At 71.9% G+C, this 5,703-nt stretch carries 5 protein-coding genes; 4 read left to right on the forward strand and 1 reads right to left on the reverse strand.

All coding sequences use genetic code 11. The features are described 5' to 3' along the window. Nucleotides 1-238 precede the first annotated feature (238 nt). Complete coding sequence (locus ACFWM7_RS32970; RefSeq protein ID WP_383267832.1) at nt 239-481, reverse strand: DUF2945 domain-containing protein; 243 nt, start codon at nt 479-481, stop codon at nt 239-241. A 414-nt stretch (nt 482-895) separates the two neighbouring features. Between ACFWM7_RS32970 and ACFWM7_RS32975 the strand changes: the two genes are divergently transcribed. The 4 genes from ACFWM7_RS32975 to ACFWM7_RS32990 all read left to right on the forward strand — a co-directional run. Continuing rightward, a complete protein-coding gene (locus ACFWM7_RS32975; RefSeq protein WP_383267835.1) occupies nt 896-2,161 on the forward strand; it encodes a polyprenyl synthetase family protein in 1,266 nt (421 codons plus the stop codon). Beyond that, nucleotides 2,158-3,684: a phytoene desaturase gene (locus ACFWM7_RS32980; protein ID WP_383267837.1), complete on the forward strand. Its 1,527-nt coding sequence runs from the start codon at nt 2,158-2,160 to the stop codon at nt 3,682-3,684. Before ACFWM7_RS32975 ends, ACFWM7_RS32980 begins: the two co-directional genes overlap by 4 nt. Next, the gene (locus ACFWM7_RS32985) at nt 3,671-4,699 is read left to right on the forward strand and encodes a phytoene/squalene synthase family protein (protein ID WP_383267840.1); all 1,029 of its coding nucleotides are present in this window, start codon (nt 3,671-3,673) and stop codon (nt 4,697-4,699) included. The genes ACFWM7_RS32980 and ACFWM7_RS32985 overlap by 14 nt, the downstream gene beginning before the upstream one ends. After that, nucleotides 4,696-5,703, forward strand: a 1,008-nt coding sequence (locus ACFWM7_RS32990; protein WP_383267843.1) for a DUF5914 domain-containing protein, incomplete at its 3' end; no start/stop codon positions are given. The genes ACFWM7_RS32985 and ACFWM7_RS32990, both read left to right, overlap by 4 nt.

The raw sequence follows: 5,703 nt of genomic DNA on the forward strand, positions 1-5,703 counted from the left end.
GCTACGAACGCAAGGCCGACCACTTCCTCGCCTTCACCAGCATTGCCTGCACCCTCATCTGCTACCGCAGGCTCGCCAAATGAGATGACTTCTAAAGATCACTGGCCCATCACAGCCCCGAGGAGACGGTCGGCCGGATCCGGCGTCGCCCACGCGGCCCCACGCAGCCCTCCCTCGTGGGCGGGGCGTCCGCGACGCGGGCCGGACCGGGTGCAGAGATCACCCGGCTGGCCCGACCCTATCCGGCACCGTCGGCGCGGTTTCTGCCCTTCTTGCGTAGAGCGCTCGGCTTGTGCACGGCGTCGCGGCCGGACTTATCGCTCTCCACCTCGTACTGGGGGTTTTCCTTGGAGGCCACTACGGTGCGCCCGGCCGCCTTGGTGCGACTGGCGATCTTCTTCTTGATCTTTCCTGTGACGGTGTGGCCGTGACTCTTCCATGAGACCTTGTCGCCCTTGCCTAGATTGTCCTTGTTCGGCACAGCATGCTCCATCCGTTGCGCGCCCTCACGTCCAGGACCTTGGCATCGCCTGCGGCCTCCGCCGTCATGGGTCGCAGGTGCCTCGTACACGTTCCAGGTTCCGCCACCCGGCCCGCGAATGCACCCTGTGCCGATATGGGACACAGCCCCACCCGGTGGGCAGAGCCCTCATCGGGTGTGGGGCCGGGCGGGCACCCGTCCACGTGGGCCATACGGGCGTGGTGGCCGCCGTCCTGTCGTGTCCGGGGGTGTTTCTCCTTCGGGAGTGGGCGGCTGGCGTGATCGTCTCTGATCAGTGCCTGCTTCCGCGCCGCACGAACTCCTGGTCGGCAGTGCACGAACGCATCCGAACGGGGTACGCGCAGCGGGGTATCGAGTCGTTCGTCATCACCACTGATCTCGGAAAGGCGTGAGATGGGCCGTTCCCAGCCCACGGAGCACTCGTTCGGCGAGCCTTCGCAACCGGCCGGCAAGTCGAACGGGCACCGCCAGCATGCCCCGGCGTCCGAGGACGTGGAGGTCGTCGACGCGGATGTGGTCGATGCTGTCCTGCGTACCGCACGGGCAGTGCTCCGTGAACGGGTCGCCGAGGCTTGTGAGCACGACGTCTTGTTCTCCGAGGAGTTGGCGCGGCGGGTCGCCGACTTCACGCTCGACGGCGGCAAGCGCTTGCGCCCCCGCCTTCTGTGGTGGGCGATGCGCGCCTGCGGTGCGGCGGAGACCGCGGCCGCTCTGCGGCTCGGGGTGGCGCTGGAGCTGATCCAGACCTGCGCACTGATCCACGACGATGTGATGGACCGCTCGCGACTTCGCCGGGGGCAGCCTGCCGTACACATCGGTCTGGCAGAGCGTGCGGGGCTCTCGCCGCATTCCGCGCGGGGTTCCGCGTTCGGTTCCTCTGCGGCCGTGCTGGCAGGGGATCTTGCACTGGTCTGGGCCGATGACACAGTGGCGGAGACCGTGCTGTCCGCCGCCCAGCGTCGAAGAATCGGCACCCTCTGGCGGGCCATGCGGACCGAGATGGTCGCCGGGCAGTATCTGGATCTGCACGGCCAGGTCAGCGGTGGGTCCTCAGTGGCGCAAGCCTTGCGGACCGCCTCTCTCAAGAGCGCCTCGTACTCCGTCGAGCGGCCTCTGGCGCTCGGCGCCGCCCTCGCGGGAGGCGATGAGCGGACCACCGAAGCCCTGAGTGCCGCCGGCCGGTGCGCCGGTCTCGCCTTCCAGCTGCGGGACGATCTGCTCGGGGTCTTCGGCGATCCGCGAGTGACCGGGAAGCCGTCCGGCGACGACATCCGGGAGGGGAAGCCGACCTACCTGCTGGCTGTCGCTCGGACGTGGGCTGAAGCTGCGGGCGACGAAGAAGCGCTGGCCGTCCTCAGCCGCGTCACGGGCAACGCCGAGCTGACCGAGGACGATCTCGCTGACGTGCTCGGCGTCTTTGAGGTGACGGGCGCGCGCGCCCATGTGGAGCGGGAGGCGCAGCGGCTTCACGACCACGCCGTTCACCGTCTGGGACAGGCCGTCGACGTGGACGCGCACGGCGGCCGTCAGCTGCTCGGTCTGCTGCGCACGGTCTCCGGAGACCGGTCCGGCCACTCCGCGCTCCACACCGGCGAAACGGACGGGGCGGCAGCCGCCGCCCGGCTCCTGACTGCGGCCGAAGGGGGTAGCCCCAGGTGATTACGGTCAAGGGGCCCGTCGACCATGTGGTGGTGGTCGGTGCGGGTCTGGCAGGTCTGGCCGCTGCGCTCCACCTGCTCGGCGCCGGCCGCAGCGTCACGGTCGTTGAGCGGGAAGGCGGACCCGGCGGCCGGGCGGGCCTGCTGGAGGCGGGTGGCTTCCGGATCGACACTGGGCCGACCGTCCTGACGATGCCCGATCTGGTGGAGGAGGCCTTCGCCGCGGTCGGGGAGCCGATGGCCGACCGGCTGGAGCTGATCCGGCTGGATCCTGCCTACCGGGCCCGGTTCGCCGATGGATCCCAGCTAGACGTCCACACCGACGGTGCGGCGATGGAGGCCGCTGTCGAGCAGTTCGCGGGTGCCCGGCAGGCGGTCGGCTACCGGCGCCTGCGGATCTGGCTGGAGCGCCTGTACCGGGTGCAGATGCGTCGTTTCATCGACGCCAACTTCGACTCGCCGTTCCAGCTCGTCCACCCGGACCTCGCCCGGCTCGCCGCTCTGGGCGGTTTCGGACGGCTCGATGCGCGGATCGGGCGCTTCGTCTCGGACGAACGGCTGCGCAGGGTCTTCTCCTTCCAGGCGCTGTACGCGGGTGTGCCTCCGGCGCGGGCGCTGGCCGCTTACGCGGTCATCGCCTACATGGACACGGTGGCTGGGGTGTACTTCCCTCGGGGTGGCATGCACGCGCTCCCCCGTGCGATGGCGGACGCGGCCGCCGACGCAGGAGCGTCCTTCCGTTACGGGCAGAGCGTGACCCGGCTGGAGCGATCGGGTGACCGGGTCACTGCGGTCGTCACCGACCAGGAGCGCATCGCTTGCGACGCGGTGGTCCTGACGCCCGATCTGCCCGTCAGCTACCGGCTGCTCGGCCGCAGCCCGCACCGGCCGCTTCCTTTGCGGCACTCGCCGTCCGCGGTGATCCTGCACGCGGGCACGGACCGCACCTGGCCGGATCTGGCGCACCACACCATCTCGTTCGGCGCGGCCTGGAAGAGCACGTTCCACGAACTGACCCGCTCCGGGGAGCTGATGTCGGATCCCTCGCTCCTCATCACCCGTCCCACCGCGAGCGATCCCTCCCTCGCGCCGCCGGGCAAGCACCTTCACTACGTGCTGGCTCCCTGCCCGAACACCGAGATCGGGCCTGGTGTACGGGAGTGGCGCGAGCTGGGGCCCCGCTACCGGGACGAACTGCTGGCCGAGCTGGAGCGCCGCGAGATGCCCGGTCTCGGCGCGGCGATCGAGGAGGAGGGGCTGGTCACTCCGGTCGACTGGACCGCCCGGGGCCATGCGGCGGGCACCCCGTTCTCCGTGGCCCATACCTTCCCCCAGACCGGCCCGTTCCGGCCGGGCAACCTGGTGCGGGGCACGGTCAACGCCGTCCTTGCCGGCTGCGGCACCACGCCCGGCGTCGGCGTGCCGACCGTCCTGATCTCCGGGAAACTGGCGGCGCAGAGGATCACCGGCCCGCCCTCCGTTCCGCGACCCGCCCGAGAGGTACTGCCGCATGACCGCCCGTGAACTGGATGCCGCGGGCATCCGCGACCCCGCCCTCCGAGCCGCGTACACCCGCTGCCGCGGTCTCAACGCCCGGCACGGCAAGACGTACTTCCTCGCCACACGGCTCCTTCCCGTCGACCGTCGGCCCGCTGTCCACGCCCTGTACGGCTTCGCCCGCTGGGCCGACGACATCGTCGACGATCTCGACAGCACGGCCCCCCCCGGGGAGCGCGCCCGAGCCCTGGTCGCGCTGGAGGCCCAGCTGGCCGCGGGGCTGCGGCACGGGCGGGCAACCGAGCCGGTGATCCGCGCGCTCGCCGACACGGCGGGGCGGTACGGCATCGGTCATCAGCACTTCACCGACTTCCTGTCCTCCATGCGCAGCGATCTGACGGTCGGCGGGTACGCCTCGTACGAGGAGCTCGGCCGGTACATGCACGGCTCGGCAGCGGTGATCGGTCTTCAGATGCTGCCGGTGCTCGGGACGGTTGGGCCGAGCGAGGAGGCGGCGGTGCACGCGGCCGCGCTCGGTGTCGCCTTCCAGCTGACCAACTTCCTGCGCGACGTGGGCGAGGATCTGGACCGGGGACGGCTCTACCTGCCGGCCGAGCTGCTGGCGGCGTACGGGGTGGACCGCGAACGCTTCGAGTGGAGCCGGAGTACGGGGACGCGGGACGGCCGGATCACCGATGTCCTGCGGGCCGCCGCAGCCCACAACCGGGCCGTCTACCGGGCCGCCCTGCCCGGCATCGCGATGCTCGCCCCGGTCTCGCGGCCCTGCATCCGTACGGCGTTCGTGCTCTACAGCGGCATCCTCGACGCGATCGAGGCCGACGGGTACGCGGTCCTGCACCGCCGGGCGGTCGTCCCGCGGCGACGACGGGCCGCCGTGGCGGTGGACGGACTGGTCCGGGCGGTCGCCGTGCGCACCGTGGGGCGACGCCGGGAGAGGCCGGTCGCGGGTGCGCGCTTCCTCACAGCCTCCCGTCCACCGGTGGACGAGGCCGCGAGCGCGGTGCTGAAGGAGACGGTATGAGCCCGGAGACAGGGCGTCCCAGGCGCGTACCGCTACGGCTGCGGTCCGCACCCGTGCCGTGGGAGCGGCAGGCGCCGACGTGGCGGGACGCGAAACCGGCGCTGATCGCGGAGGCACTGAAGCGTGCGCAGAGCCGGCCTTCCGGCAACTGGTACGTCATCGGCGCCTCGCGCGGTCTTCCTCCCGGCCGGACACTCGGGGTCACGGTCGGCTCCACCGAAGTGGTGGCCTGGCGCGACGGCGAGGGCAAGCTCCGCGCGGGCCCCGGGGCGTGCCCGCATCTGGGGGCGCCGCTGCGCGACAGCCCGGTCCGCTGCGGCACGCTGGTCTGCCACTGGCACGGACTGGCCCTGGACGGCAGGCCGTTCGCCGGGTGGGAGCCCTACCCGGCCTTCGACGACGGGGTCCTCCTGTGGGTGCGGCTCGACCGCCTGGGCCAGGAGCCCCCTTCGGAACGGCCGTACGTGCCGGCCCGGCCAGGGGTCCGGGAGGCTGTGGAGACGGTTTACTCGGGCGTCGGCCGCTGCGAGCCGGAGGACGTGGTGGCCAACCGCCTCGACCCGTGGCACGGAGCATGGTTCCACCCGTACTCCTTCGTGGACCTGACGGTCACCGGAACGCCCGCCGACCGCCCGGTGGACGACGACGGGTTCACCGTCGACGTGTCGTTCAAGGTGGCCGGGCGGCTGGTGGTGCCGGTCCGGGCCCGGTTCACGGCGCCCGAGCCCCGTACGGTCGTCATGCACATCGTCGAGGGCGAGGGCGCGGGGTCCGTTGTGGAGACCCACGCCACGCCCCTCGCTCCGGACGCGCAAGGGCGGCCCCGCACCGTCGTGACGGAAGCGCTGGTCGCGGCGTCGGACCGGGGCGGATTCGCCGTGGCCCGGGCCGCCGCGCCGCTGCTGCGCCCCCTGATGCGTGCCTCGGCCGGCCGGTTGTGGCGGGACGACCTGGCGTACGCGGAGCGGCGCTGGGAGCTCCGCGCCAGCGGACGGTTCCCGGGC

Origin of the sequence: Streptomyces sp. NPDC058375, assembly GCF_042723425.1 — a bacterium.
In the GTDB taxonomy this organism is placed as follows: domain Bacteria; phylum Actinomycetota; class Actinomycetes; order Streptomycetales; family Streptomycetaceae; genus Streptomyces; species Streptomyces durocortorensis.

Excerpts from the sequence above, each read along its gene's own strand:
- ACFWM7_RS32985 (WP_383267840.1), top strand. The coding sequence starts at position 3,671 with ATGACCGCCCGTGAACTGGATGCCGCGGGCATCCGCGACCCCGCCCTC.
- ACFWM7_RS32975 (WP_383267835.1), top strand. The coding sequence starts at position 896 with ATGGGCCGTTCCCAGCCCACGGAGCACTCGTTCGGCGAGCCTTCGCAA.